Consider the following 22,541-nt stretch of genomic DNA (forward strand, 5'->3'; position numbering starts at 1 on the left):
ATCCGTCCGGGCGCGCAGGCCCGTAGTATGGAGATCAGCCAGGGCCGGCTGCGGGCGGACATCGAGGCGAACGCGGCTTTCGGCGCGGTCGACGCCGACGAGGGGCGGGGGCGGACGCTCCTGACCGGGAGCGACGCCGACCGGCGGGCGAGAGAGCGCTTCGTCGACCGGCTCCGCGACGCCGACCTCGACGTGCGGGTCGACGCCGTCGGCAACGTCGCGGGGCGGTGGACGCCGCCCGGATGCGACCCCGGCGCCGCGCCGGTCGCGATCGGCAGCCACCTGGACTCGGTGCCCCGCGGCGGGATCTTCGACGGCCCGCTCGGGACCTACGCGGGCCTGGAGGCGGTGCGTGCGATGCAGGACGCCGATGTCGCCCCCGGCCGGCCGGTCGACGTCGTCGCCTTCACCGAGGAGGAGGGCGCGCGGTTCGGGATCGGCACGCTCGGGTCGTCGGTCGCGGCGGGCGGCCGGGACGTCGCCGACGCGCTCGACCTGGTCGACGACGAGGGCGTCACGCTCCGGGAGCGGCTCGACGCGATCGGGTTCCGCGGTGACGACGGGATCGACCCCGCGTCCTGGAGCGCGTGGGTCGAACTCCACATCGAGCAGGGGACCCGACTGACCGACGCCGGCGCGGACGTCGGCGTGGTGGAGGCGATCACCGGCATCACCAACTGCGAGGTCGCGGTCGCCGGCGAGGCCGACCACGCGGGGTCGACGCCGATGTACGAGCGGACCGACGCCCTCGCCGCCGGCGCCGAGTTCGTACGCGACGTCGAACGCGCCGCCGAGGAAGTCGCCGCCGACCGGGAGTCGGCGGTCGCGACCGTCGGGCAGGGGACGATCGAGCCGAACGCCCGGAACATCGTCCCCGGCGAGGTCCGGTTCCAACTCGACCTCCGCGACACCGACGCCGGAACGATGGACCGGCTGGTCGAGCGGTGCCGAACCAGCCTGGCGCGGTTGGAGCGGACCCGGGGGGTCGAAACCGACATCGACCGGTACCGGACCAGCCCGCCGACGCCGATGGCCGACCGGTGCGTCGGGGCCGCCGACGACGCGGCCGCCGCCCGCGGCGCCGACGCGGTCCGACTCCACTCCGCGGCGGTCCACGACACCGCGAACCTGGCCGACGCGACCGACGTCGGCCTCCTGTTTGCGCCCTCCGTCGACGGCGCCTCCCACTCGCCGCGGGAGTGGACCGACTGGGAGGACTGTGCAACGGCGGCGGGGGTCCTCGCGGCGACGGTCCGCCGGCTCGCGGCGGGAGACTGAACCCCGAACCACGCCGGTTTTCACCCCGGCGGCCGTCGGAAGGCTATGGACGACGAACTCATCGACAGCGGACAACTGTCCGTGACGCGGAAGTCCCGACTCCCCGGGACCGGCTTCTTCTACCCCGACTCCCTCGACGACGCACGGACCGAAGAGCGGGTCGCCGAGGCGGTCGACGGCGCCGAAGCCGTCGTCGTCGCCGACACCGACGCCGACGGGCTGGGGTGTGTGGCGTTGCTCCGGGAGATGTACGACGCGACGCTTTCGTGGGGCTCGTTCGCGGACGACGTCGCCGACCGGGTCGATCGGTGGAACGACCCCGCGGGCGGCGACGAGGACAGCGGTGGCGACGAGACGGACGAGAGCGACGGAGCGGACGAGCGCCCCCGGTCGACGGTCGCCTTAGTCGGCGCCGGGCCCTACTCCCTGGACGAGGCACTGGCGAACGTCGTCGAGTACGCCCCCGAGGGGATCGACCTCTACGTCTGCGACCTCTGTCCCGACGAGTACGACTGGATCGCCGCGGAACTCGACGCCGCGGTCGACCTCGCGGCGTCGGTCGCGTGGTACGACCACCACCAGTGGGACGACGACACCGCCGAGGCGGTCCGTGCGGCCGGCGTCGACCTCGTCGTCGGCGAGTCCGACGCGGAGTGTTCGACCGACGTGACGCTCCGGTCGCTGGACTACGACTTCGGCGAGCGGTGGGCCGAACTGGCGGCGGTCACCCGCGATCACGACCTCTGGCGGAAGGAGGACCCCCGGAGCGACGACCTCGCGGACTACGCCTACTGGACGGACCCCGAGGAGTACGTGACGATGGTGGGGACCTTCGGCGTCGATCTCCCCGACGCCGTCGCGGAGTACATCGACCTCCGGCGGGTCGAAAAGGAGAACCTGATCGACGCGGCAGTGTCGCGGGCCGAGCTCAAGCGGGTCGGCCCCTGGACCGTCGGCGTCACCTACGGCCGGTGCTCGCAGAACGAGGTCGCGGAAGCACTTCGCGAGCAGGGTGCCGACGCGGCGATCGTCGTCAAGCCGGCGGGCAGCGCGAGCATTCGGGGCTCGGAGGGCTTCGAGCGCGCCCACGAGGTCGCGGGCCGCGTCAACGGCGGCGGGCATCCCCGCGCTGCGGGCTGCAAACCCGACATCTACGACGATATGCTCGACTACGCCCACCACTGGACGACCGGCGGCGCGACCGCAAAACGGGTGATCCTCCGGGCGTTCGAGGCGGTCGCCGACGAGATGCAAGCGGAGACCAAAGCGGACGCCGAAAGCGCCACATCGGACGAATAGCCAGGGGGCCGACGCGCTCCGGGGCAGTCACGTCGCCGTGCGGATGGGACATAGCCGACGGTTAGCGGCCGCGTCCGCGGCCGTTACCGCCCCTGTTTCCGTTGTTGCCGTCCTCTTCATCCTCGTCCTCGTCGCCGTCGTCATCGTCTTCCTCGTCGTCGCCGCGCGGCGGCGCGCTCTTGTCCTCCCGAAGCAGGAGGTCGAAGCCGGGCGCGTCGCCGGGGGTGAGGTATCCGACCGCGAAGGCTGTGTAGGTGCTGCCGGCCTCGAAGGTAACGCCGTCGAGTCGGAGCACCGGGTCGCGGGGCTGATCTCGACGCCGTAGTCGCACCCGCGGTTGCGTAGCCGCTCGACTCCCCGAACCCGATGTCCTCGAGGACCGTGATCGCACCGTCGTTGACTGTCACGTCCACCCCGGGAGCATCGGGCGAGGCGTGGATCGCCCGCACCCGGAACTCGTCGTCGAGGGTCGCGCCGTTGGTCTCCTCGGCGCTGCTCGCGCCGACGGGAGCCGGGAGCAGGGCGGTTCCGGCGCCGACGCCTTGCAGTACTGATCGTCCGGTTGCGTTCATATCCACACCGGGAAGGAGTACCGGATTTTTGACAGTAATTCGGTGAAGTTCGGCTCAACGGAGGCTGGAATTCGACTCAACCGGCGCGATAAGTAGCCTTAACAGACCGTTGAACGGGTCTCTAAGACCTTCTGAACCTCAATTAACTTCTGCCGAGTGGGACAGCGGGATTCCGAGGCCAGCCGAAATAAAGATACATTATTCGATATTTTTCGAGTCAGTCAACGGATCGACTGCGCACGGGGACAGGGTGCCCAGCGTGGTCCGGCTACTCGCCACCCGACACCCGACGCGGCAGCACCTGCCCCCAGACGTACTTGTCGAGGAGGCGGACCGTCAGCGGTTCCTCGACCGCGATCTGACACGAGAGCCGGGGGTAGCCGAACCGGACGGCGGCGGCGTCGTGCCAGTGGGTCGGTTCCGGCGCGGGGTCGACCTCGACGGTGCAGGTGGCACACAGCCCCCGCCCCCCGCAGTTGGCGTGCCGGGAGACTGTCCCGTAAACCGGGAAGCCGTGCTGCAAGAGCGCGTCCCTGAGATTTCGGCCCCGCTCGACCGCGATGGTCTCCTCGTCGTCGCCGGAGCGGACCGTGACGTCGACCGTCTCGTCCATACGGGTCGTCGGGGCGTGTCGCAGGTGAATTTGCCGGCTGGCCGGTGTCGCAGGCGCCGGGGTCACTCGGTCGCTTCGACCGGCTCGAAACCGCCGGGCTGGACGCCGGTTTCCCGTTCCTCGCCGACGACCCACTTGTCGGAGTAGCTCGCGCCGCAGGCGCAGTGGGCGTAGGCGTGGATCACGTCGCCGCGGGCGTACAGCCCGCCGACCTCTGCGTTCCGTTCCTCGGAGAACGCGAAGACGAACTCGACCTCGTGGGACGATTCGGCGTCGGCCTCGCGCCGCGGACACTCGCCGCCGTCGAGGTCCCGGGAGACGTGACCGCGGGTCTCCATCGCGCCGCGGGCGAACTCCATCGCCTCCATTCCCGTCCCCGCGGCGAACGCCCGCCGGCCGTCGTCGCCCGGGACGACGAGGACGTACCCCGAGTCGACGGACTCGCCCATCTTTGGAAGCTTCCCCTGGCTGTCGAGATAGGATTCGGTGAGAAACAGCGCGACGTCGTCGTGACGCTCGCCGTCGAGGAACGCGGAACGATCGCCCATACCGTCGGATGGCTCCGGAAGGTCAAAAGCCGCCTGATACCGAGTACTCCCCGTTGGTACCGCCGAGCGCCACCTCCGGTGACTGCGCTCGGCGGCAAGAGGCGGGCGTAAGCGTTCCGAAACGAACCGCGTCAGTGCCTGGTCGCGCGCGCTTCGCGGACGTCGGCACCGTCTCGAACCTTGTCCTCGCAGTTGGGGCAGACCCGCGGACTGTCCATCCCGTTCGGCGCAAACACCCGGACGTACTCCGCGGTGACGAACGAACCGCAGTTCTCACACGTCGGCATCGACCGGCGTTTAGGAACCGAATAAAATAATCTTTCGGGAGCGTCTGACAGGGTCTACAGCGCGGAGGCGTCGAATCGAGGGCCGAAAAGCGGTGCCAGCGGGGTCGGAGGTCCGGCGCGGTCAGTCGCTCACATCCCCCCGCCGGTGTCCTGCGCGAGGACGAACTGGAAGGGGGTGTCGGCGGGTTCGTCGTCCGGCGTGAGGTATCCCGCCGCGAAGACCGTATACACCTGGCCGCCCGCCAGGCTCACGTCGGTGTCGGCGACTACGTCGCCGTCGTTGCTCTCGGTGTCGCCGCGAACCTGGACGGTGTAATCACCGCCCGGGGCCTCCGTGTAGCCGAAGCCGCCGTACTCGACCCCATCGAACAGGGTGGTCCCGGCCTCGGCGGTGATGTCCACGGCCGGCGCGTCGGGCGAGGTGTGGACGGCTCTGAGCCGCGCGGTGTCGCCGCCGGGATCGGAGTTGTCGTCCTCCAGCACCAGCGGCTCGAACGCCTGATCGGCGTCGTCGCCGATCTCGCCGATCGCGGCGATCGTGTAATCCGTCCCTGCCTCGACGGGCACGTCGCCCTCGAAGACCGACGCGTCGGCGTCGCCCGCCGCGGTGATCTCGATGGTTCGGGTGCCGGCCGGGACGTCGAGGTAGCCGGAGACGGCGCTGAACGCCACGTCTTCGAGGGCCGCGTCGCCGTCGACGTACACGTCCACGTTCGGGGCGTTCGGGGACAGGTGCGCAACTCGTACCGACGCCATCTCGGTGCTCATCCCGCCGCCGGTGTCCTGCGCGAGGACGAACTGGAACGGGGTGTCGGCGGGTTCGTCGTCCGGCGAGAGGTACCCCGCCGCGAAGACCGTGTACACCTGGCCACCCGCCACGTCCACGTCAGTTGTTGCGACCACGTCGCCGTCGTTGCTCTCGGTATCGCCGCGAACCTGGAGGGTGTACTCGCCAGCGGGGACCTCGACGTAGCCGGATTCGCCGTACGCGACGCCATCGAACAGGGCGTCGCCGGAGGACGCGGCGGTCACGTCGACCGCGGGCGCGTCGGGCGAGGCGTGGACGACCCGGACGCGGGCGGTGTCGCCGCCGGGATCGGAGTTGTCGTCCTCCAGCACCAGCGGCTCGAACGCCTGATCGGCGTCGTCGCCGATCTCGCCGGCCGCCGCGACCGTGTAGTCCGTGTCGGCCTCGACGGGGACCGGCCCCGAGAAGACCAACGCGTCGGCGTCGCCCGCCGCGGTGATCTCGACCTCGCGTTCGCCCGCGGGAACGTCCAGATACTGGCTCACTGCGCCGAAGGCGACGTCCTCGAGGACAGCGTTGCCGTCGACGTAGACGTCCACACTCGGCGCGTTCGGCGACAGGTGCGCCACCCGGACCGACGCGGTTCCGGCCGGAGTCTCGGTTTCGGTCGGGGTCGCGGTCTCCGTCGGCGTGACCGTCTCCGTCTCTGTGTCCGTTTCGGTCCCGCCGCCGCCGTTGCCGCCGCAGCCGGCGAGTCCGGCGATCGTTCCGGCGCCGATTCCCAGAAGCACCCGTCGTCGTGTGGTGGAGTTCGTGTCTCGTGACATCCACTCGTGGCGACGAATGACAGAATCATAATGCTTGTCGCAACTCGGACTCAATTCTCCCTCAAGTCCGTATGAACTGGGTCGTCAGCGCCTCTACCGCTACTCCATACTGAACCAACGAAACTGTTTTACGCGCTATTCTCGGAATAATGAACTGTGGGGTGACCACGATCGCTTCGCAGACACGACACGGGCGGCTCCCGGTGAGCGGAGAGCGTCGCGACGGTTCAACGGGTGCTCGGGCACGGCGCCGACGGCGCAAGGACCGGTCACGGCACCGCGGTGGTCCGTCGCTGCCGGCGCCGACTGCGACCGTCCGTCGAGGGTCGGGATATCGACGGGTCGGAGGATTCATACTGACCGCCGGAAAATCCCCGGGCGGATGGAAACGGTCCTCTGGCAGACGCTCGCCGGCACGCGCGGGGGGCCGAACCGCGCCCGCATCCTGCGTGCGCTGGACAACCGCCCGCGGAACGCCAACCAACTGGCGGAGGACCTGGATCTGGCGTACAACACGGTCAGACATCACCTCGACGTCCTGGAGGACAACGGCGTCGTCACCAGCAGCGACGCCGACTACGGGACGATCTATCTCCCCAGCGACCGCACGCGGGCACACTGGGACACCGTCGAGACCGTGTTGTCACAACTCGAAGCGTAATATGACCCACACCAACCCACATTCGGCACCGTCGACGACCCGGCCAGGAGTGATCGTATGAGCGTGATGTTGGACGCCGCCCGCGTCGCTGCGGGCCTCAACGTCCTGCTTCTGCTGTTCGTGATCGGGATCTGGGTCAACACCTACCGGGAGATCCGCGCCCCATTTACGCTCGCGTCGATGGTCTTCGCGGGCTTTCTGCTGGCGGAGAACGTGGTCGCGCTGCTGTTCTACTTCAATGCGCCGGCGATGCCGACGGTCGCCGTCCGGGTGATGATGATCCTGCAGATCCTCGAGACGGCCGGTATAAGCGTGCTCGCGTACGTCACCTGGCAGTAGTCGGGTTACTCGGCGGACGGACGCCAGATCGCGGTGACGACCCCCGCCTCGACCTCCGCGGTGCGGTATTCGATCCCCCGCTCGTCCAGTTTCGGGAAGAGGAACTGCGGCACCCGGTCGTTGAGCTGGACGAACACCGTCGGCTCCTCGAGGTCGGCGACCCGGGTCATCGTCTCCTCCAGCGGCTTCGGCGGCGGGAGGTCCCGTGCGTCGAGGAAGTCGACCGGGCGATCCGTCGACAGGTCGACGGCCGCGAGGTACGGTTCCGGATCCATACCTCACGGTATGGGGGCCGGTAAAGGGTAGTCGACGCCGAACACGTTCGGCGTACGACCTTGGAGAGGGGGCGCCGTACCGTCGACGCACGATGTCAGGACCGCCGCCACGCGTTACGACCGGAGACGACGGGGGGTCGCCGCCGGAGTCGGTCGGATCCGACGCCGGCGACGCGGCCCCGCCGGATCCCGGCCGGATCGACACGGACCGTCGGCCCTTCGTGCTCGTGTGGGAGGTCACGCAGGCGTGTGACCTCGCCTGCGATCACTGCCGCGCGGACGCCCAGCCGGCGCGGCACCCCGACGAGCTCACGACCGCGGAGGGCAAACAGCTCCTCGAAGACGCGCGATCGTTCGGCGACGGACAGCTGGTCGTGCTCTCCGGCGGCGACCCGCTGGTCCGGCCGGACCTGCTCGAACTCGTCGAGTACGGCACCGAACGGGGCCTCCGGATGACGCTGACCCCCAGCGGAACGGCGTCGCTCACGCCGGAGACCATCGCGGCCCTCGCCGACGCCGGGATCCGGCGGCTGGCGCTGAGCCTCGACGGGGCGTCGGCGGCCGCCCACGACGACTTTCGGGGCGAGTCCGGCAGCTTCGAGCAGACCGTAGCGGCCGCGCGAGCCGCACGGGACGCCGGGATCCCGGTGCAGATCAACACCACCGTCTGTGCGGCGACCGCGGGGGAGCTTCCCGACCTTCGCGATCTGGTCGCCGACCTCGGAGCGGTGCTGTGGTCGGTGTTCTTCCTCGTTCCGGTGGGTCGGGGGCGGGTGCTCGATCCGGTCCCGCCGGAGCGTGCCGACGAGATACTGAACTGGCTCTCGGACGTCGGCGAGGAGTCACGGTTCGGAATCAAGACGACCGAAGCGCCGCAGTACCGCCGGGTGGCGATCCAGCGCCGCCGGGACGCGAGCGACGCGCCGGAGGGGGACGGCATCGGCCGGCGGCTCGGGATCACCGCCGGCGACGGGTTCGCGTTCGTGAGCCACACCGGCGAACTGTACCCGTCGGGCTTCCTGCCCGAGTCCGCGGGCTCGGTTCGCGACGGGGATCTGGTGGGACTGTACCGCAACAGCGACCTGTTCCGGTCGCTTCGGGACCCCGACGGGTTCCGAGGGAAGTGCGGCGCCTGCGAGTTCCGACACGTCTGCGGCGGGAGCCGGTCGCGGGCGTACGCCCACACCGGCGACCCGCTCGCGAGCGACCCGCTGTGTCCGTACGTTCCGGAGGGGTACGACGGGCCGATGCCGGCGGGCCGGGCGGACTGATACTGTTGGCTATAACTACGTGAAGATTTTCGACACCCCGGGGTGTCGAAATCCGTCACGCGACGATAGCCGACAGTATGAGAACCGAGTTTTCCGCGCGGCGTCTCGGGGCGAACAGTCGGCACACGCAGCACCCGCGTCGACGTGCCGAGCAACCGCTGCCCGACGCGGGGTGAGTTCTACGTCACGGGGGCGGTGGTCCCGTGATCGTATATAAACGCTCGCCGCCGAATCGAGGAGGGACGGACGGCGACGCTCAGTCGTCGCCCAGCACGCCCTCGGCGACCGCCATATCCTCGACTGCGGGGTCGTCCTCGGAGCGTCTGAGCACGAACCGCTTTCTGAGCAGGTCCGCGGCGTAGATCGCGGTTCCGAGGATGATCAGCGTGTCACCCGGGGCCCGCGCCCAGAACAGCGTCTGAACCAGCGGCCGGTTGTAGAACGCCAGGCTGCGGCCCGCGTCGTACCCCTGGGTGAACACCGCTTCCAGTTGGAGGAACCCCACCGGGAGCACGGAGACGAACACCATCAGCGCGAGCCCGACGTTCCAACACCAGAACGCCGCCCGGAGCCACGACCCGTCCCACCGGCTGGGGCGGATGGAGAGCTGGAGCATATACGTCACCATCCCCAGCGCCAGGAACCCGAACGCGCCGAACATCGCCGCGTGGGCGTGGCCGACCGTGAGGTAGGTGCCGTGCTCGTAGTAGTTGATCAGCGGGAGGTTGATGAAGAACCCCAGCACGCCCGCGCCGACGAAGTTCCAGACGCCGCTGGCGACGATGAACAGGAACGGCAGCCGGTAGGGGAACTCTTCGCTGGACATCGCGGCGTACTGTCCCAGGGCCTCATAGAGGATGAAGACGAGCGGAATGAGCTCAAGCGTCGAGAAGGCGCTCCCGATCGGCACCCACATATCGGGCATCCCGACCCACCAGTAGTGGTGGGAGACGCCGATGACGCCGGTCCCCATCACGAGCAGCGCTTGGAGCATCACGGCCTTCTCGGCGCTCCGCCGGGAGAGGAGATTCATCGACACCAGCGTCAGCCCGATGATGGCGACGATGAAGAACTCGAAGGCGCCCTCGACCCACATGTGCACAACCCACCACCGCCAGAACTCGGTGACGGCGATGTTCGTCGAGGGCGTGAACAGAAACCCGGCAGTGAAAAGCAGCGCGATCGACCCGCCGGCGTAGAGGATCATATGCGCCAACCCGTAGACGGGCTCGCGGTCGAGAAGCGGCTTCAGCCCCCGGATGGCGAGGACCGCCCACGCCCCGAACCCGGCTAAGAGCCCGACCTGCCACACCTTGCCGACCTCCAGGTATTCGAGCCCCTCGTTGCCGAGGAGCCACCAGAGCTGGCCGTCGAAGTAGCCGTTGGAGCCGAGCCAGATCCCGCCGAGCCCGCCGACCGCGACCACGACGATCGCGGCCAGCAGGCCGTTGACGTACGTCGACTGCCGCTTCGGCTCGTGGCCGGTCAGAAGCGGCGGGAGGAACAGTCCCGCCCCGAGCCACGTGGCCGCGATCCAGAGGATCCCCAGATCGATGTGCCAGGTCTTCGCGATCGCGAACGGCAGGAGTTGGAGGATGTGTATCCCGAAGATCCGCTCGATCCCGAAGAAGCCGGCGCGCTCGATGTAGAAGTGCGCCAGCAGGCCGCCGAGCAGCACCTGTGCGAGGAACAGCCCCGCGGCGACGGGGACGAACCGGAGGGCGGCCCGCTGGCTGGGGAACACCGACACGTCGCCGGGCTCCGGCACCGAGAGCCCCGCCGCGGAGGGTTCGGGGAGTTCGACGGACCGGTACAGCCAGATCCCGGCGCCCGCGCCCGCGACGAGCAGCACCATCGCGATCACGCTCCAGGTCATCGCGGCGGGCGTGGCGTCGTTGCCCGCGCCGGGCTGGTACGGCCAGTCGTTGGTGTAGGAGTGAGCAGCCTCGGGGCGGTCGGTGTGGGAGAACCACGCGGTCCACATCGCGAAGTCGGCGAACCGCTCGGCGTCGGCCGCGGAGTCGATCATCCCCGCGGGGACGCCGCGCGCGTGAGAGCCCTCGTGGTACCGCCGGACGTACTCCTCGCGGACCTGCTCGTGGGCGTAGAGTTCGGCCGCGGAGTAGCGGATCGGGCCGCCGCCGTAGGAGCCGTCGAGATCCTGCCGTACGACGTCGGCGACGGCGGCCTGCCGCTCGGAGCTGAGGTCGTCGTAGGGCTCGCCGTAGCGCTCCCGCGCGTAGTAGTCCCGCATATGCCGGACTTTGAGTTCGAGGGCGTCGGCGGTGTAGTCGACGCCGTAGTACGCGCCGTTGCCCAGGATCGATCCGTGGTTCATCAGGCCGTTCCGCTGGAAGGTCCGCTTGCCGTCCCTGATCTCTGCACCCGTGACGACCACGTCGCCGTCGGGGCCGACGACTTCCTCGGGGATGGGCGGCGCCTCCTTGTAGGCGAGCCACGCGCCCCCGCCCATCACCACGAGGTTGAAGACGAACACGACGGCGATGAGTTTCGCGATCGTCCTGCGTTCGACTTTCATACACGCGGGGCTACGCGCGTAGATCCCGGAAAAGGACCGCCGATTTTCGGTTCGCCGTGGCGGCGGCGAACATATTCGGCGTGGCTCGGACGGAGTGAGGGTGTCGGGTGGGGATCGGTCGCGGCCGCGGCTACCCCTCGAAGCCGGCGTACTCCATCAGTTGCGCGAAGATGTCCGAATCCATCACGCTCTCGTAGACGAGCCCGGTGAGCATCCCGCCGGGGTAGAAGTTGCCGTTCATCACGTGGTTCACCTTGTGGCAGTGCAGCAGGTAGACGCCCGGGTCGGCGTCGGCGGTGAAGTCGATGGCGTACCGTTCCGCGGGCGCGACGTTCACGATGTCCTGGCCGTGGCGGGCGGCCTCCGGGACCCGGCCGCCGTCCTTCGCCGACACCTCGAACCGGTGGTTGTGGATGTGCAGCGGGTGGCTCATATACCCCGCGTTGACGAAGTGGATCCGGACGTCGTCGCCCTCGCTGACGATGAGCGGCGACCCCTGTTCGGGGTGGAGCGTCCGCGGCGCGCTCTTGCCGTTGATCGTGAAGACGTCGGGGCGGCGGTTCCGGGGGTCGTACTGGACGTCCTCGCCGGCCATCATCCGCGGGAGCCGGGAGTCCCAGTCGCGGACGCTCAGGAAGTACTCGCGGTCGGCGGGTTCGTACCCCTCCGGGTCGACTCGGAGGATGCCGTACATCCCCATCTCGACGTGACGGTTGGTCTGGTAATGGCAGTGATACAGGTGCGTCCCGGGGACGTTCGCGGGGATGGTGTAGGTGTGGGACTCGCCGGGGCCGACCTGGATCCCCGTCGTCGTGGGGACGCCGTCGTTCTCCCAGGTCTTCCGGACGCCGTGGAAGTGGAGCGTGTGGGGGCGCTGGCCGCTGGAGTTGTCGAGGGTGATCTCCATCTCGGTGCCCTCGGTGGCGCGGATGATCGGGCCGGGGACGCTCGGCTCCCCACCCTCCGCGCTGAACGCCCACACCTGCGGGAGTTCGACGGGACCGCCCATCGTCTCCAGCGGGTGGACGTCGTGACGGGCGGGCATCGATTCGAGCGTGATGGAGCCGCCCTGCTCGTTTGCGTCGATGACCTCCGGGGGGCTGGTCGTGGGCAGCGACCCCTGCTGTGTCGCGGCGACCCCCGTACCCGTGTCGGTCTTGGTGATCCGGTTCTGTGTCGGGGCAGCACAGCCCGCGAGTCCGAGGAGGCCCGTGCTACCGGTCGCAGCCAGGAACTGACGGCGGGACATCCTCGAACCGGGAGCGCCAACATAGTCTGTCATACAGTCGGGGCTCGGCCCGGTAAAATCGTATAAGTTCGGCGTCGTTCCAGCGGCTCGGGAATCCGTCGAATATGTTCGGGACAACCGCGAGGGGACGGGCGGCCGAATCCCCACACCGGCGGGCGTGGTATCGGAGCGTTTACCACTGTCCCGCGGATGCTCCCGACGCGACGGATTCCCGTCACGATGGCCTCGAACCCCCTGTCCGACGCGGTCTCGCCCGACGTCGAAACGGTGTTCGACCTGCTGAAAAGCGAGCGCACCCGCCGGATCGTGCGCGCACTGGAGGGGCCGATGACGGCCGCGGAGGTCGCAGAGGCGTGTGAGGTCCCCCGGTCGACCGCCTACCGGAAGCTTCAGGCGATGGCGGAGGCGGGACTCCTGCGGAAACAGGAGGGCGACGACGCCGCGCGCTACGCGGTCGACTTCGAGGCGGTCGTCGTCCGGAACCCCGACGGGGACCTGGATCTCGAACTCGAAGTGCCGACCCGGTCGGCGTCCGAGCAGTTGTCGGCGCTGTGGGGTGAAGTTCGCGCGGAGGCGGACGGGGACTGAGCCGCCGTCAGCCGACGATCCGGCGCGGACGGTAGCCGGTCGTGACGGGCCTGCCGGCACGGCGGCCGGCTTACGTCTCGTCGTCGGGTCGCTCGTTCCCGCGGTCGGTGAGCCAGAGGAAGGCGCCGAACAGTCCGGGCGACGCCAGCGCGAGTCCGAAGACGCCGCCGAGCGCGAGGCCACCCAGGCGGCGGGCGCCGGCGTCGCCGAAGGGCGCCGCGACCGACTCCTCGGCGGGACCGAGCGTCTCCTCGGCGGCCGCCTCGCTGTCGCCGCTGGGCGTGCCGGTGCCGCCGCCGTCGCCCGCGCTTTCGGTACTGCCGCCCTCGGTGCTACTGCCGCCGCCCGCGTTCACCGCGACGTCGCCCACGACAACGGCGCCCTTCATCCCGAGCGTCTCGTGGGGCGTACAGACGTAGGTGTAGACCCCCGCGTCCTCGAAGGTGTGCTCGAACGTGTAGTCGCCGGAATCAGTCAGTTCCGACTCGAAGCCGTCGCCGGCCACGTTGTGGCTCCCGCCCTTGCCGGTCCAGGTCCAGGTGACTGTCGTCCCCGGGTCGACGCGGACCGCCGCGGGCCCGAACCCGAAGGCGCCCCCGTTGGCCTCGACGCCGACTTCGACGGTGACCGAGCTGCTGCCGGTCTCGTCGACGACCCCGTCGTAGTTCGAGACGCTCTCGAACCACGACGCCAGATCGGGGCCGTCGGACTGCGCCCGGACCGTCGTGGACGCCCCGCTGAGCGCCGCGCCGGCGGCGACCCCGCCGCCGATAGCCCGGAGCGCGCCGCGCCGGGAGACCGCGGGCCCGTCGCCGCGGCCGTCGTCCGTCGGTTCCTCGCCGTCCGTCGGAGCCTGTCCGGAGGTGCACATTACACCCGGACGGACGGGATCCCGACGAAAATCCGGCCCGCTCGTTCCCACCAATCGGCGTTCGGGCCGAACATATTCGTGGGTACTTTACTCTCCGCGCTCCAAGTACCTTCGAATACCGATGCCTCGCGCGACACTCTCCCTACAGATCCCCGAACAGGTGTGGGTCTCGACCCTCTCACAGCAGTACCCCGACGCGGCGTTCACCGTGCTCGCGGCGATGCCCGCCGACGACGACGGGGTCGGGCTGGTGGAGATCGCCGCCGACGACGTGGAGCCGATCGTGACCGCGATCGACGGCCACGAGTCGGTGACGTCGGTGACGGTGCTGGAAGCCCAACCCGGGGAGGCGCTGGTCCAGTTCGAGACCACCCAACCGCTCCTGATCCGGTCGATGAGCGAGGCGGGGATCCCGCTGGAGCTTCCCATCACCATTGAGGACGGAGAGGTGACGATAGAGCTTGCGGCCCCGCGGGAGAAGCTCTCCGAGTTGGGGACGCTGCTGGAGAACTTCGGGATCCGCTTCGACCTCCTCTCGATCACCCAGTCGATCGACACCCAGTCGCTTTTGACCGACGACCAGTACGACCTCCTGGAGGAGGCGGTCGAGCGCGGCTACTACGACACCCCGCGGACGTGTACCCTCACCGACTTGGCGGAGACGGTCGGGCTCGCAAAGTCGACGACGAGCGAGAAGCTCCACCGCGCGGAGGGGAAGGTGCTGAAGCGGTTCGTCGGCGGCGACGACGACGCCGGGCTGACGTGAGAGGGCGGGATCGTGGCGTTCGGGCCCCGCTCACTCCCGGCGGAGCAACGCGACGAGCACGCCGATCAGGGCGAGTTCACTCGCCATCGACGCCGCCGCCCACGGATCGCTGGTGAGGTGGCGGACGACGTTCGCAACGGGCGAAAGGCCGTGGAGCAGCGGCTCTCTCCCGGGGAGAAACCCCCCGTGGCCCGTCAGATGCCACGCGAGATACCCCACCACGTACGTGAGCGCCAGGGCGATCCCCGCGAGGTAGTAGGGCCGCCGGTTCGGGGCGTTGCGGCTGAGCGAGACGCCCACCAACAGCGCCGTCGCCGAAACCACGAACGCGGCGGGCCGAGGGTCGAAGACGAGCAACCCGGGGTTGGTGTAGAGCAGGTCGAACAGTTCCAAAAGCCCGTGGCTCGGGTCCAGGAGGTGCAGCAGCGCGACGAGGGTTGCGAGCGTGGCGCCGAGATACCGGAGGCGGCGCGTGGTCACCGCTGACGCGCCGTCGAGCGAGGCCGCCGCGGCGGAGTCGTCGGTGGACATCTACCGGGCTTTCGGCGACGGCCAGTCTTGAATCTTCGGCGGTACTGTTTAGATGGGGGTGAAACCGATGGGAACTGGGGAGTGATGCTGTTGGCTATAACTACGTGGCGGTTTTCGACACCCCGGGGTGTCGAAATCCGTCACGGGACGATAGCCGACGGTATGAAGCCCTCGGAAGCCCCCGGGCTCTCGACGACGGCGGCTGACGTACGGACCGCAGGAGTGAGCCGGGCGAGACCGGAGGTCTCGCTGGAAACCGGCGGCGAGCCGCCGGTGACGAAGCGAACGACGAGGACCGGAACGAAGCCACCGAGTCGAGAGCGCAGCCCCTTCCGGTCCCACCCGAGGGCGGGTTTCGGGCCGGCTATCGCTCAACTAACCACGACCGCGTCGCCGGTGTACCCCTTGAAGGCCGCACGTGAGGAGCATATTCGGGACAACGGCCCTCCGTGGGCCGGTCGAACCTGCAGGTACGTCCACCGACACGGACGACCACGACGTCGAGGCCGGTCCCGTTAAGCGTGTCCACGACAACTCGTGGTCGGCCGACCTCGAAGGGCCCGACCACGCCGCGGACCGCGAGTTTCTCGTCGAACAGGCGCTGTCGGCCGTCGATCACACCACCCCGGGTGAGCACGGCCACCCGGAGACGTACCTCTACGACGCCTTAGCCCGGGAGTACGGCGACGAGATGGAGTGGGAGTACGTCGATCAGTGCGGGTGCGGCGGCCACGTCGTTCGCGTGTACGCCTGAGCGACCGTCGGCCGAGCGCCGCCTCTTGGCAGCGAACGTGTACCGGCGGCGACGGTTCCGGACTGGTGCGGCCCAGCCGGCCGTCCGAACGGGTTTTGACTGACCCGCCGGAACGTCGGCGCCGGGAAGCTCGACCGTGCGGGTCGGCCGCGGAGTTCGCGGCGAAAGTGACGTTCTCGATGCTGTCGGGGCTCCGTGGTCGCGTTCGTCTTCACCGGGCCGGTCGGGGGCCGCCGTGATCCCTCGCGGCGCTCGGGGTCAGCCGGATGCCGGCGGCGTACGTGTGGTACTGCCGCGGGACGTGGCAGAGGGGTCGGCGCGGGGCCCGACGCCCGCCGACGATTAGCGCCGGTGGACCCTACAGCGTGTCCTCGTCGAGGTCGCCGGGGTCGGAGGCCGTATCGAAGAGGTTGTTCTCCGCGCCGTCCATGAAGTCGTCGCCGGGCTCGCTGTCGTCGACCACGTCAACGTTGTAGGCATCGATGCCCATCGTAAGCAGTTCCTCGACGGCCTGCTCCTCGGTGACGAACTCCTCGTCGACCAGCTGTTCGAACTCGCTCAACAGTTCGTCGGGGAGTGTCACTTCGACTACTGGCATTGCAACGCCGTTCGGGCTCCTGGTACTTGAGTGACCTGCTTGGGGGGGGTAGCTCACGCCACCCGGGCGCCGGCGTTGATCTCGATGGTGCCAAAGACGTGTCGCGTGGTCTCGACGGCGTCCATCCGGGCGGCGAGCGCGTCGCGGGAGGCGTCGGTCCGCGTTTCGAGCTGGGCCAGGGCGTCTCCACCGGCCGCGTCGAACAGCCGTGCGTTCAGTCGGGTGAACCCCCACAGCGCTGCGTTCGCTACCCTGTTTCCCCGCGGGACGAAGTTGGCGACGGCGACGCTGTCGGCGACGTCACACCACCGGTCGACCACGCTGCCGGCGTCCGGGAACAGCGAGGTCACGAACGTGGCGAGCACGCCGTCGGCCGTCGCAATCGGCGGGGTCGCGGCGTCACCCCGGACCAGCGACACGTTCTCCCACCCGCGGCGGTCGACGAGCCCCCGGGCCCGGCGGAGCATCGGCCCGGTGATGTCGACGCCGACGACCCGGCCGTCGGGACCGACGGCGTCCCTGAGTACGGGGAGGTTGACGCCGGGACCGCACCCGAACTCGACGACCGTGTCCCCGGGGTCGAGGCCGAGCGCCGCGACGCACCGGCGGCGGACGCCGCCGACCCCGGCCGTCGCCCGCGCGAACCAGTCGTAGAGGCGGGCCCACCGGCCGTACCCCGATCGGATCCGGTCGGCGCGACCGGCGTCCGCCGCGAGGGCGACAGCGTTGACACCCCGCGTTGCCGGGGCGGTCACGGCGTTCCCGCCACCGCCGACGGCGGGGTCTTCGGCCACCACTGCTCGTCGCCGTCCCGCGTGACAGTCGAGTAGCACTGTTCGGATCCGGGGCAGTCCCGCGGTCGCTGGTAGTCGATGCCGCGCTCCGCGAGGTAGGTCACGTAGCCGTCGTCGACGCGGTCCAGTTTCTCGTGGCAGACCCACTTCTCGCCGCACCGGTCGGCGGCGACGTTCCGGTACGGGCAGGTGAACGTCGTACGCTCGCCGCCGGGGCCCGAGTCGACGTCGTCGATCCGGACGCCCACCGACCGGTAGGCGACGCGGAGCCGCCGCACCACCTGCTCGGGCGAGGAGGCTCCGAGGAACAGGCCGTGGGCCAGCGCGTACCCGAAATCGTGGAGGACGCGTTCGAGCAGCGAGCGGTTCTCGGGGCTGTCGACGAGCAGCGCCCGCAGGTCGCGGTACCACGTCGAGACCGCCGCCAGCTCGTCGACGTCCGCCGCGGCCTCGGTCAGCGCCGCCCGCCGGTCGGGGAGCGGCGCGGCGCCGTCGGTCAGCCGGAACGCCGGGACCGCCTCGACGTGTTCGAGCACGTCCTCGCGAAGGATCTCGCCGTCGGCGTACGCCGACGCGCGCCGGCGCAACTCGGGGTACCACGACTCCGCGATTCGACTGTACGCGTTGCCGAGGCGGTCGTCGGCCGCGGCGATCCGGTCGTCCGCGGGCGGCCGCGGGAACCGCTCGACGACCCGGCGCAACTCCTCGGGGTTCGGACCCGCCATAGCGGGGAATGCCGCGGGACGCCCTTGAATCTGCGCGTGGCGGAGGCTGCTCGAAGGGCGGCCCGCCCCCGAGCGGCGTCACTCCCCGGCGAAGTAGCTGGTGAAGAATCCTGAGAGGAACGCCGACACCGCGACCGAGAGCAACAGCTCCGTCCCGGAGTACCCCTCGTCGTCGTTCAGGAAGGGGTACGTCGCCGCGACGCTGATCACGAGCGAGACGATGCCGTTGACGGTGTCCTTCGACAGGCCCATACCTCCAGTTGCGCCGCGGGCGTAATGAGTGTGACCGCCGTCGGCCGTGGAGCCGTCACGGATTTATACTCGACAGTCGAGAATCGGAGGTGTGCTCACCCTTCAGACCGCGTCCGCGGAGCTCGGGTCCCAGCTTTTCACCCTGATCGTGCTCGCGCTGTCCGCCGGTCTGATCGGCGCCATCGGCGGGGCGGTCGTGCGGCGGTTCGAGGACCCCGCCGGTAAGTACCGGCTGCTGTACGTGCTCGTCCTGCTGCCGGCCACGCTCGGGGCGTACGCCTTCCTCACCCTCGCGGAGTTGGGGCCGTCGGCCGCGGCGTGGTTCGCCCTGGAGTCGGGGTTCGTCGCCGACGCCTTCGCGAACCTGGTGGAGTTTCTGGCCGCCGGGATCGTGTGGCTTACAGCCTACGCGCCGACGATCCCGAACATGCGCGACGACCGCGGGCTCGACAGTTCGGCGTCCGACGTGTTCCAGCGGATGGCGCGGTACGTCCTGACTGCGAGTGCGATCCTCGCGGTCGTGGTCACGCCGTTCGTCGGCGCGGGCCTGCCGCTGCCGGTGTGACCGCGGCCGTTGATAGATTTAACCGGGCGAGCGCCGAACGCCGGGTATGGCCGACGAACCCGACCCGACCCGGAGCAAGGTCGGACGGCTCATCGACGAATACGGGATGACGGGGCTCGGACAGGAGCTCGAAGCCCGGTGGCTCGGCCGCGGCCACGAGGAACAGAGCCTCCGGTCGCTGGCCGACTGGTTCAACGAACGGCTCCTCGGACGGCGGCTCGCGGCGGCCGGCCACGACCCGCTCGACGGCGAGGCCGCCAACCTCTACCGGCTGCTCTCCGATGCGGACGTCACCGCGGGCAGCCGGGTCGACGCGGAGGCGACGCTCGAGGAGTACGGCATCGACGTCGAGACGCTCCGCCGGGAGTTCGTCTCCCACCAGGCGATCCACACGTATCTGACCGACTTCCGGGGCGCCTCGAAGGACCGGTCGGCGGGTGACCGTTCGGAGAGCGTCCGGGGGACGATCCAGCGGCTCCGGAGCCGGCTCGTCGCCGTCGCCGAGAACAACCTCGATCACCTCCGGTCGGTGGGCGACCTCACGATCGGGGAGTTCACCGTCCTGCTCGAAGTCCAGGTGCTGTGTGAGGACTGCGGGGCGAGTTACCCGATCACGGAGCTGATCGACCGGGGCGGCTGCGATTGTGCGTCGGACGGCAACTCGTGAGTCGGGTGACTGTACCGGGTTCCGCCCACCGCACGGAGGGGTCGGCGACTGCGGTCGTCTACTGGAGCTGATTCCCTCGAGGCGGCCGGAGCCGCAGTTTCGGCGGTAGTCGCCCAGGGAGTGAACCGGCGAATTTCTATGTGATTTTTACGTTCTTCCGGAGTACCTTCCGAAACGACCGGCGGCCTCGCCAACAGTTTCCAACGTCGCCCCAAACCCTCCATCCGCGTTGACAGGGGGTAGTGTGTCGTCTGACATCCTCCCACGAGTGAAGTCGTGGGGTTCCCGGTCACAGACCGGGCGTCCCACGCCGGGAGGTTCCCCACTCGTGGCGCCGCGCGGTGGGGTTGTGGGCCGTGCCAGTTCGGCCCCCGGCTCGGATAGCGGGCTTCATCTACCCCCGCAAGGGGTGCATATCCTTACCCGAGACTCGGCAACATCACCTACAACACGAACCGTCGTAGTCGGTTCGGGCGGTGTCAGATTCATCCCACACATAAAGCCGTTGGCTTTCTCCTCGAACCATTGTAAGGAAGCAATCAAAGCGATCCAACGAATCGACCGCTGGCTGTCGTCAGGTCGGGACGCCCTCCGATGGTTCGTTGCCGCCCTTCGGGCCGGTATGCACTTATCCGCGCCGACGTTGGATCCTGTATGCCGACCGTTTCGTTCGGGGACAGCGAGATCGACTGCGAGGAGGGAGCGGTGCTTCGGGACGTCCTGCTCGACAGCGGCGTATCACCGCACAACGGGACCGCGGACACGCTCAACTGCCGCGGTCACGGAACCTGCGGGACGTGCGCGGTCGAGATCAGGTCTGAGGCTGCCGACACCGCCGACCCGCCGGTGAGTGCTGTCGGGACCGTCGAACGCGGCCGACTTTCGATCCCGCCGCACGATTCCGGCTCGGGACTCAGACTCGCCTGTCAGACGCGCGTTTACGCCGACATCGAGGTGACGAAACATCCCGGATTCTGGGGTCACCGAGTGGGCGAAGAGTAGCCCCGGGAGTCCGAGGCTGTACTGTCGGCTGCAACGGACGGCCGATGACGACCGACCGCTTTTCTGTATAGCATACACTGGTTTATTTCTCGCACTGCCGTGAAATCGAGGATCCCTACCTGCCGAGTCCGCCCAGCAGGCCGTCGTTGGAGTCTTCGTCCGGGTCATCCTCTACTTCGGCGTCGGGCTCCGCCGCCTCGTCGTCCTCCGAGGCGGAAGGCGTCTCCGCGTGGCACGTGACGGTGACCGGGTCACCCTCGTAGGTCGTCTCGACGGCCCACACCCGACCGCACCCGAGTATCGTCCGCCACTCCTCGCCGTCGCGTTGTGAGACCGACACCAGAATCTCGTCGGTCTCGGTGTCGCGGCCCGCGTACTCCACCCGGAGGAGCTCGCCGTAGACGTTGAGTCCGAACGGCGAGTCGAGCCGGGCCGGGGTGGTGTCGATCCGCCCGGTGGGCCCTTCGACGACGATGTGGATCGCCGGAACGTCCTCGTCGGGCGTGGCGAACGTGACCTCCAGGGTCGTTCCGTCGACGGCGACTTCCTGTACGTCGACGTAGGATGCCGAACGGTCGGTCGCGTCCGCCACCCGCTTTCGGAGCGGTTCCAGCGGGATCCGGACGGTCTCGGGTGAGTCTGCCATCGGTTCCGACTGCTACGCCGGGCGAACGTATGACTTCTCCGGCATCGGCCGGAGGATACAGTTTATGCTGCTATACAGAATCCGGTGGTTCTCGGTGCGAGGGGTTCACCACCCGGTCTCCCGGAGGCCGGCCAGGAGTCGGTCGACGTCCTCAGGGGTGTTGTAGACGTGTAGCGACGCCCGAACGGCGCCCGGGGGGTCGGGCAACGACCGGACCACGACGCCGTACTCCTCGCGGAGGCGGTCCACCGTCGACTGGGGGTCGTCGACGCGGACGGTCACGAGCCCCGACTCCGGGTCTGCGGGGGTGTACAGTCGGTCGGCCGGGACCCCGTCGACGAACCGCTCGGCGAGGTCCTCGATGTGTGCGTCGATGGTGTCGAGTCCGACGTCGTCCAGCAGGTCGATCGACGCCGACAGCGCGGCGTAGGGCGCGGGACTGGTGGTCCCGACCTCGAACCGGGCCGCGCCGGGTTTCAGTTCGTATGCGTCCGCCTCCGGATCCGCGACGCTCCGGTAGCCGATCCCTCCGGGTTCGAACTCGCCGACCACGTCGCCGTCGACGTAGAGAAAACCCGCCCCCCAGACGCCGAGCATCCACTTGTGGCTGGCCATCGCGACCGCGTCGGCCCCCCACTCGGTGACGTCGAGCGGGGTCTGCCCGGGGATCTGCACGGCGTCGACGAGCACGTACGCCCCGGCGTCGTGGGCCTCCGCGACCAGTTCCGACACCGGGAGGTACGTCCCGTAGTTCCAGGTCAGCGCGCTCAGACAGACGAGTTTCGCGTCGGCGACGGCATCGCGATACGCCTCGCGGTCGATCCGGCCGTCGGTAGTGGGCACGACCCGCACCTCACATCCCCGTCGCTCCAGTCGCTGCCAGGGCAGGACGCCCGCCGGGTGTTCGAGGTCGGTCCGGACGATGGCGTCCCCCGGCTCCCAGTCGATCCCGCCGGCGATCCGCGCGATCCCGTCGCTCGTGCTCTGTGTCAGTGCGATCTCCTCGGTATCGGCGCCGAGGAAGTCCGCGACGTGGGCCCGGACGTCCTCGTAGAGATCGAAGGCGTGCGGGTACGGTCCCGGGTCGCTCGCCGCACCCCACTCGTGGGCCTCGATCCCGCGCTGTGCCGCCTCGACGACCTTCCGGGGACTGGGGCCGCTCGCACCGGTGTTGAGGTAGCGGACGTCCTCGAACACCGGCACGGTGGCTCTCACGTCTGCTGGCGTGGTCATCGTGTCGTCGTTGAGGTACGAGTGCATATAGAACGTGCGATGC

27 protein-coding genes and 1 pseudogene are annotated in these 22,541 nt (G+C 69.2%); 11 read left to right on the forward strand and 17 right to left on the reverse strand.

Annotated elements, in window-relative coordinates; genetic code table 11:
* Positions 1 to 27: 27 nt before the first annotated feature.
* Positions 28 to 1,278: a M20 family metallo-hydrolase gene (locus tag H5V44_RS11025; protein ID WP_185193155.1), complete on the forward strand. Its 1,251-nt coding sequence runs from the start codon at positions 28 to 30 to the stop codon at positions 1,276 to 1,278.
* Positions 1,279 to 1,323: 45 nt separating this feature from the next.
* Entirely contained in the window at positions 1,324 to 2,577 is a 1,254-nt protein-coding gene (locus H5V44_RS11030) for a DHH family phosphoesterase (protein WP_185193156.1), read from the forward strand.
* Positions 2,578 to 2,638: 61 nt separating this feature from the next.
* On the opposite strand, the gene H5V44_RS11035 is transcribed toward H5V44_RS11030, so the two are convergent.
* The 6 genes and pseudogenes from H5V44_RS11035 to H5V44_RS11055 form a co-directional block, all read right to left on the reverse strand.
* Positions 2,639 to 2,872 carry a hypothetical protein gene (locus H5V44_RS11035; protein ID WP_185193157.1) on the reverse strand — a complete coding sequence of 78 codons (234 nt, stop codon included), beginning with the start codon at positions 2,870 to 2,872 and terminating at the stop codon, positions 2,639 to 2,641.
* An 82-nt stretch (positions 2,873 to 2,954) separates the two neighbouring features.
* Positions 2,955 to 3,026 (reverse strand): annotated as a pseudogene (locus H5V44_RS18170) (hypothetical protein); the annotation flags it as partial.
* Between the two features lie 391 nt (positions 3,027 to 3,417).
* Positions 3,418 to 3,762: a 2Fe-2S iron-sulfur cluster-binding protein gene (locus H5V44_RS11040; protein ID WP_185193158.1), complete on the reverse strand. Its 345-nt coding sequence runs from the start codon at positions 3,760 to 3,762 to the stop codon at positions 3,418 to 3,420.
* A gap of 62 nt (positions 3,763 to 3,824) precedes the next feature.
* The gene (locus H5V44_RS11045; protein WP_185193159.1) at positions 3,825 to 4,310 is read right to left on the reverse strand and encodes a DUF5807 family protein; all 486 of its coding nucleotides are present in this window, start codon (positions 4,308 to 4,310) and stop codon (positions 3,825 to 3,827) included.
* Between the two features lie 131 nt (positions 4,311 to 4,441).
* Entirely contained in the window at positions 4,442 to 4,597 is a 156-nt protein-coding gene (locus H5V44_RS11050) for a DUF7563 family protein (RefSeq protein WP_185193160.1), read from the reverse strand.
* Between the two features lie 129 nt (positions 4,598 to 4,726).
* The gene (locus tag H5V44_RS11055; RefSeq protein ID WP_185193161.1) at positions 4,727 to 6,172 is read right to left on the reverse strand and encodes a DUF4397 domain-containing protein; all 1,446 of its coding nucleotides are present in this window, start codon (positions 6,170 to 6,172) and stop codon (positions 4,727 to 4,729) included.
* A 382-nt stretch (positions 6,173 to 6,554) separates the two neighbouring features.
* Here H5V44_RS11055 and H5V44_RS11060 point away from each other — a divergent pair, with 382 nt between their 5' ends.
* Both H5V44_RS11060 and H5V44_RS11065 read left to right on the forward strand, forming a co-directional pair.
* Entirely contained in the window at positions 6,555 to 6,833 is a 279-nt protein-coding gene (locus H5V44_RS11060) for an ArsR/SmtB family transcription factor (protein ID WP_185193162.1), read from the forward strand.
* 57 nt (positions 6,834 to 6,890) lie between these two features.
* A complete protein-coding gene (locus tag H5V44_RS11065) occupies positions 6,891 to 7,172 on the forward strand; it encodes a hypothetical protein (RefSeq protein WP_185193163.1) in 282 nt (93 codons plus the stop codon).
* Positions 7,173 to 7,177: 5 nt separating this feature from the next.
* Here H5V44_RS11065 and H5V44_RS11070 read toward each other — a convergent pair whose 3' ends face one another.
* Positions 7,178 to 7,447 (reverse strand): DUF2249 domain-containing protein, encoded by a 270-nt coding sequence (locus H5V44_RS11070; RefSeq protein ID WP_185193164.1) that lies wholly within the window; start codon positions 7,445 to 7,447, stop codon positions 7,178 to 7,180.
* A 92-nt stretch (positions 7,448 to 7,539) separates the two neighbouring features.
* On the opposite strand from H5V44_RS11070, the gene H5V44_RS11075 reads away from it, so the two are divergent.
* Positions 7,540 to 8,718 (forward strand): TIGR04053 family radical SAM/SPASM domain-containing protein, encoded by a 1,179-nt coding sequence (locus H5V44_RS11075; RefSeq protein WP_185193165.1) that lies wholly within the window; start codon positions 7,540 to 7,542, stop codon positions 8,716 to 8,718.
* 256 nt (positions 8,719 to 8,974) lie between these two features.
* Here the strand turns inward: H5V44_RS11075 and H5V44_RS11080 are convergent, their stop codons facing one another.
* Together H5V44_RS11080 and H5V44_RS11085 are read right to left on the reverse strand one after the other, a co-directional pair.
* The gene (locus tag H5V44_RS11080) at positions 8,975 to 11,257 is read right to left on the reverse strand and encodes a nitric-oxide reductase large subunit (protein WP_185193166.1); all 2,283 of its coding nucleotides are present in this window, start codon (positions 11,255 to 11,257) and stop codon (positions 8,975 to 8,977) included.
* A 130-nt stretch (positions 11,258 to 11,387) separates the two neighbouring features.
* Positions 11,388 to 12,539 carry a multicopper oxidase domain-containing protein gene (locus H5V44_RS11085; protein WP_185193167.1) on the reverse strand — a complete coding sequence of 384 codons (1,152 nt, stop codon included), beginning with the start codon at positions 12,537 to 12,539 and terminating at the stop codon, positions 11,388 to 11,390.
* Positions 12,540 to 12,725: 186 nt separating this feature from the next.
* Between H5V44_RS11085 and H5V44_RS11090 the strand changes: the two genes are divergently transcribed.
* Positions 12,726 to 13,094 carry a winged helix-turn-helix domain-containing protein gene (locus H5V44_RS11090; RefSeq protein ID WP_185193168.1) on the forward strand — a complete coding sequence of 123 codons (369 nt, stop codon included), beginning with the start codon at positions 12,726 to 12,728 and terminating at the stop codon, positions 13,092 to 13,094.
* A 70-nt stretch (positions 13,095 to 13,164) separates the two neighbouring features.
* Here H5V44_RS11090 and H5V44_RS11095 read toward each other — a convergent pair whose 3' ends face one another.
* Entirely contained in the window at positions 13,165 to 13,965 is an 801-nt protein-coding gene (locus H5V44_RS11095) for a halocyanin domain-containing protein (protein ID WP_185193169.1), read from the reverse strand.
* A 121-nt stretch (positions 13,966 to 14,086) separates the two neighbouring features.
* On the opposite strand from H5V44_RS11095, the gene H5V44_RS11100 reads away from it, so the two are divergent.
* Positions 14,087 to 14,731: a helix-turn-helix domain-containing protein gene (locus H5V44_RS11100; RefSeq protein ID WP_185193170.1), complete on the forward strand. Its 645-nt coding sequence runs from the start codon at positions 14,087 to 14,089 to the stop codon at positions 14,729 to 14,731.
* Positions 14,732 to 14,761: 30 nt separating this feature from the next.
* On the opposite strand, the gene H5V44_RS11105 is transcribed toward H5V44_RS11100, so the two are convergent.
* The gene (locus H5V44_RS11105; protein ID WP_185193171.1) at positions 14,762 to 15,262 is read right to left on the reverse strand and encodes a hypothetical protein; all 501 of its coding nucleotides are present in this window, start codon (positions 15,260 to 15,262) and stop codon (positions 14,762 to 14,764) included.
* Between the two features lie 427 nt (positions 15,263 to 15,689).
* On the opposite strand from H5V44_RS11105, the gene H5V44_RS11110 reads away from it, so the two are divergent.
* Positions 15,690 to 16,016 carry a CGCGG family putative rSAM-modified RiPP protein gene (locus H5V44_RS11110; protein WP_185193276.1) on the forward strand — a complete coding sequence of 109 codons (327 nt, stop codon included), beginning with the start codon at positions 15,690 to 15,692 and terminating at the stop codon, positions 16,014 to 16,016.
* A 358-nt stretch (positions 16,017 to 16,374) separates the two neighbouring features.
* Here H5V44_RS11110 and H5V44_RS11115 read toward each other — a convergent pair whose 3' ends face one another.
* The 4 genes from H5V44_RS11115 to H5V44_RS11130 form a co-directional block, all read right to left on the reverse strand.
* On the reverse strand, positions 16,375 to 16,614 hold the full coding sequence (locus tag H5V44_RS11115) for a DUF7120 family protein (protein ID WP_185193172.1): 240 nt from the start codon (positions 16,612 to 16,614) through the stop codon (positions 16,375 to 16,377).
* A gap of 53 nt (positions 16,615 to 16,667) precedes the next feature.
* Entirely contained in the window at positions 16,668 to 17,408 is a 741-nt protein-coding gene (locus H5V44_RS11120) for a class I SAM-dependent methyltransferase (protein WP_394354524.1), read from the reverse strand.
* Positions 17,366 to 18,133 carry a hypothetical protein gene (locus H5V44_RS11125; RefSeq protein ID WP_185193174.1) on the reverse strand — a complete coding sequence of 256 codons (768 nt, stop codon included), beginning with the start codon at positions 18,131 to 18,133 and terminating at the stop codon, positions 17,366 to 17,368. The genes H5V44_RS11120 and H5V44_RS11125 overlap by 43 nt, the downstream gene beginning before the upstream one ends.
* 78 nt (positions 18,134 to 18,211) lie before the next feature.
* On the reverse strand, positions 18,212 to 18,385 hold the full coding sequence (locus H5V44_RS11130; protein ID WP_185193175.1) for a hypothetical protein: 174 nt from the start codon (positions 18,383 to 18,385) through the stop codon (positions 18,212 to 18,214).
* Between the two features lie 91 nt (positions 18,386 to 18,476).
* Here H5V44_RS11130 and H5V44_RS11135 point away from each other — a divergent pair, with 91 nt between their 5' ends.
* From H5V44_RS11135 to H5V44_RS11145, 3 genes are all read left to right on the forward strand, one after another.
* On the forward strand, positions 18,477 to 18,950 hold the full coding sequence (locus tag H5V44_RS11135) for a hypothetical protein (protein ID WP_185193176.1): 474 nt from the start codon (positions 18,477 to 18,479) through the stop codon (positions 18,948 to 18,950).
* Positions 18,951 to 18,996: 46 nt separating this feature from the next.
* The gene (gene rdfA, locus H5V44_RS11140; RefSeq protein WP_185193177.1) at positions 18,997 to 19,617 is read left to right on the forward strand and encodes a rod-determining factor RdfA; all 621 of its coding nucleotides are present in this window, start codon (positions 18,997 to 18,999) and stop codon (positions 19,615 to 19,617) included.
* Positions 19,618 to 20,271: 654 nt separating this feature from the next.
* Entirely contained in the window at positions 20,272 to 20,619 is a 348-nt protein-coding gene (locus tag H5V44_RS11145) for a 2Fe-2S iron-sulfur cluster-binding protein (RefSeq protein ID WP_185193178.1), read from the forward strand.
* 115 nt (positions 20,620 to 20,734) lie between these two features.
* Here the strand turns inward: H5V44_RS11145 and H5V44_RS11150 are convergent, their stop codons facing one another.
* Both H5V44_RS11150 and H5V44_RS11155 read right to left on the reverse strand, forming a co-directional pair.
* Positions 20,735 to 21,265, reverse strand: a complete 531-nt coding sequence (locus tag H5V44_RS11150; RefSeq protein ID WP_185193179.1) for a hypothetical protein — start codon at positions 21,263 to 21,265, stop codon at positions 20,735 to 20,737.
* Between the two features lie 105 nt (positions 21,266 to 21,370).
* Positions 21,371 to 22,525, reverse strand: coding sequence for an aminotransferase class V-fold PLP-dependent enzyme (locus tag H5V44_RS11155; RefSeq protein ID WP_394354525.1), 1,155 nt, complete (start codon positions 22,523 to 22,525; stop codon positions 21,371 to 21,373).
* Between the last annotated feature and the right edge of the window lie 16 nt (positions 22,526 to 22,541).

Source organism: Halobellus ruber (assembly GCF_014212355.1).
In the GTDB taxonomy this organism is placed as follows: Archaea; Halobacteriota; Halobacteria; order Halobacteriales; family Haloferacaceae; genus Haloquadratum; species Haloquadratum rubrum.

Excerpts from the sequence above, each read along its gene's own strand:
- H5V44_RS11040 (WP_185193158.1), bottom strand. The coding sequence starts at position 3,762 with ATGGACGAGACGGTCGACGTCACGGTCCGCTCCGGCGACGACGAGGAG.
- H5V44_RS11025 (WP_185193155.1), top strand. The coding sequence starts at position 28 with ATGGAGATCAGCCAGGGCCGGCTGCGGGCGGACATCGAGGCGAACGCG.
- rdfA (WP_185193177.1), top strand. The coding sequence starts at position 18,997 with ATGGCCGACGAACCCGACCCGACCCGGAGCAAGGTCGGACGGCTCATC.
- H5V44_RS11050 (WP_185193160.1), bottom strand. The coding sequence starts at position 4,597 with ATGCCGACGTGTGAGAACTGCGGTTCGTTCGTCACCGCGGAGTACGTC.
- H5V44_RS11055 (WP_185193161.1), bottom strand. The coding sequence starts at position 6,172 with ATGTCACGAGACACGAACTCCACCACACGACGACGGGTGCTTCTGGGA.
- H5V44_RS11070 (WP_185193164.1), bottom strand. The coding sequence starts at position 7,447 with ATGGATCCGGAACCGTACCTCGCGGCCGTCGACCTGTCGACGGATCGC.
- H5V44_RS11080 (WP_185193166.1), bottom strand. The coding sequence starts at position 11,257 with ATGAAAGTCGAACGCAGGACGATCGCGAAACTCATCGCCGTCGTGTTC.
- H5V44_RS11090 (WP_185193168.1), top strand. The coding sequence starts at position 12,726 with ATGGCCTCGAACCCCCTGTCCGACGCGGTCTCGCCCGACGTCGAAACG.
- H5V44_RS11085 (WP_185193167.1), bottom strand. The coding sequence starts at position 12,539 with ATGACAGACTATGTTGGCGCTCCCGGTTCGAGGATGTCCCGCCGTCAG.
- H5V44_RS11065 (WP_185193163.1), top strand. The coding sequence starts at position 6,891 with ATGAGCGTGATGTTGGACGCCGCCCGCGTCGCTGCGGGCCTCAACGTC.
- H5V44_RS11045 (WP_185193159.1), bottom strand. The coding sequence starts at position 4,310 with ATGGGCGATCGTTCCGCGTTCCTCGACGGCGAGCGTCACGACGACGTC.
- H5V44_RS11100 (WP_185193170.1), top strand. The coding sequence starts at position 14,087 with ATGCCTCGCGCGACACTCTCCCTACAGATCCCCGAACAGGTGTGGGTC.
- H5V44_RS11150 (WP_185193179.1), bottom strand. The coding sequence starts at position 21,265 with ATGGCAGACTCACCCGAGACCGTCCGGATCCCGCTGGAACCGCTCCGA.
- H5V44_RS11075 (WP_185193165.1), top strand. The coding sequence starts at position 7,540 with ATGTCAGGACCGCCGCCACGCGTTACGACCGGAGACGACGGGGGGTCG.
- H5V44_RS11145 (WP_185193178.1), top strand. The coding sequence starts at position 20,272 with ATGCCGACCGTTTCGTTCGGGGACAGCGAGATCGACTGCGAGGAGGGA.
- H5V44_RS11030 (WP_185193156.1), top strand. The coding sequence starts at position 1,324 with ATGGACGACGAACTCATCGACAGCGGACAACTGTCCGTGACGCGGAAG.
- H5V44_RS11125 (WP_185193174.1), bottom strand. The coding sequence starts at position 18,133 with ATGGCGGGTCCGAACCCCGAGGAGTTGCGCCGGGTCGTCGAGCGGTTC.
- H5V44_RS11060 (WP_185193162.1), top strand. The coding sequence starts at position 6,555 with ATGGAAACGGTCCTCTGGCAGACGCTCGCCGGCACGCGCGGGGGGCCG.
- H5V44_RS11130 (WP_185193175.1), bottom strand. The coding sequence starts at position 18,385 with ATGGGCCTGTCGAAGGACACCGTCAACGGCATCGTCTCGCTCGTGATC.
- H5V44_RS11095 (WP_185193169.1), bottom strand. The coding sequence starts at position 13,965 with ATGTGCACCTCCGGACAGGCTCCGACGGACGGCGAGGAACCGACGGAC.
- H5V44_RS11155 (WP_394354525.1), bottom strand. The coding sequence starts at position 22,525 with ATGCACTCGTACCTCAACGACGACACGATGACCACGCCAGCAGACGTG.
- H5V44_RS11115 (WP_185193172.1), bottom strand. The coding sequence starts at position 16,614 with ATGCCAGTAGTCGAAGTGACACTCCCCGACGAACTGTTGAGCGAGTTC.
- H5V44_RS11105 (WP_185193171.1), bottom strand. The coding sequence starts at position 15,262 with ATGTCCACCGACGACTCCGCCGCGGCGGCCTCGCTCGACGGCGCGTCA.